2 protein-coding genes are annotated in these 1,798 nt (G+C 61.4%); both read right to left on the bottom strand.

What is annotated here, in order from left to right; genetic code table 11:
- The coding region (locus AC1DEY_RS23130; protein ID WP_476870038.1) for a sugar ABC transporter ATP-binding protein at positions 1 to 1,340 on the bottom strand (1,340 nt) is incomplete at its 3' end.
- Between the two features lie 57 nt (positions 1,341 to 1,397).
- Positions 1,398 to 1,798, bottom strand: a 401-nt coding sequence (locus tag AC1DEY_RS23125) for a sugar ABC transporter substrate-binding protein (RefSeq protein ID WP_476870037.1), incomplete at its 5' end; no start/stop codon positions are given.

Below are 1,798 nucleotides of genomic sequence, written 5' to 3'. Positions count from 1 at the left end.
ATGGATTCCTTCGCTGTCACGTCGACACCGGCGGTGGGGTGGACGAGGACGAGTGTGTCCGGGTTTGAAGCGAGGGCCCGCGCAAGCACGACCTTCTGCTGGTTGCCTCCGGAGAGCTCTTCAACGGCCTGGGTGGGTCCGTCGCATTTGATGGACCAGGCGCCGGAGAGTTCGGTGAAGCGTTCGCGGCGCCGTCCCGAACTGATGAGGCCGCCACGGCCKCGGAGCCGGTCGACGATGGTCAGKGTGGCGTTTTCTTCTACGGACAGTTCCGGGACGTAGCCGTTGACGTGGCGGTCTTCGGGAACGAAGCCAATTCCGGCGTTGATCGTTTTGATGACGTTTCCGTGCCCGAGGGTGTGGCCGTTGTGTTCAACGGTTCCCGTATCGAGTGCCAGCTGACCTGCGATGGCCTGGGCGAGCTGGACGTGGCCTGCGCCATCGAGACCTGTGAGGCCGACGCATTCGCCAGCGCGGATCGTCAGGTTGGCTTCCAAGACGCGGGAGCCGACGGCGACGCCGGTCACGGTGAGTCGCGTTTCTCCAAGCTGGTCCTGACGGTTACTGGTGGCGGCAGTATCTTTCCTAGCAGCTGCAGCTTCTTGCTCCGTCACACCGGCCATGACGTTGACGATCCGGTTGACGGTGAGGTCGGCTGTCTGGGCGGTCAGGACGTCGCGTCCGTCGCGCAGGATGGTGACAGAGTCGCAGACCTTGAAGATTTCTTCCAGGTGGTGGGAGACGTAGATGACGGTCACCCCGCGCTGGCGGAGGCTGTTGATCTGGGCGAATAGTTCATGGGAAGCCCCCTCGTCGAGGCCGGCCGTCGGTTCGTCCAGAAGGAGGATCCGCGGTCCCCGGGACAGTGCCCGGCATACTTCGACGATTTTCTTTTCCAGCGGTTCAAGGTCCTCGACGTTTTTGTCGACGATGCGCTCGTAACCCCAGTCCTTGAGCTGGTCGGTTGCTGCCTTGCGCATCGCCGGCCAGTCCACGCTCCCCCACCGCTTGCGTGGGTAAGCGCCAAGGCTGATGTTTTCCGCCACGGTCAGTTCCGGCACGAGGGTGCTTTTCTGATACACGCAAGCGATGGAATCGGATCCGGGACCTWCAGTAATTTCACCGTCCGCGCCCTGGATGTGGATGCTTCCGGCGTCCGGAGTCACCAGCCCGGTAAGCATCGCAATCAAAGTGGACTTTCCGGCACCGTTCCGGCCGAGAAGGGCCCGGGATTCGCCTGAACGAACGATCAGGTTGGCATCTGTCAACGCCTGGGTCGATCCGAAAGACTTCTGCAGTCCGCGGATCTCGATGGCATTCTGGGTGTTAGCTGTGACCACGATGTCACCCTTTCTGAAATTCAGTCTTCACCTTGGCCCTGCTCGGCCGGCAGCGAGTTATTTTTTGTTTCCCCAGAGGTTCTGGTCATCAACGTTGTCTTTCGTGATGACCGGAGAGGGAAGCATGTCCGCGAGATTGCCCTTGTAGTCGACGATTTCGCTGCCGTGCTCGGACGGACCGACCTTGTATTCCTTTCCGGCGATGGCGTCCTTGAGGTACTGGACGGCGTACTTTCCGTAGAGATCTACCGGCTGGGAAACGACGGCGTCAACGTGTCCGGACCGGACAGCATCCAAGGATCCCTTGGAACCGTCGATGGTCACCAAGGGGACGTGTCCGGGCTGACCGGCGGGGGCCCACTTGCCCTGACCCTCCATCACGGTCTGCACGCCGGAGAGCATCACGGAGTCGCTGGCCAGGAAAACGGCGTCGATCTTCGATGTGCTGAGAACTGTCT

It is taken from the genome of Arthrobacter sp. 05T47 (genome assembly GCF_056395825.1).
This window is presented reverse-complemented; position numbering and strand designations above follow the sequence as displayed.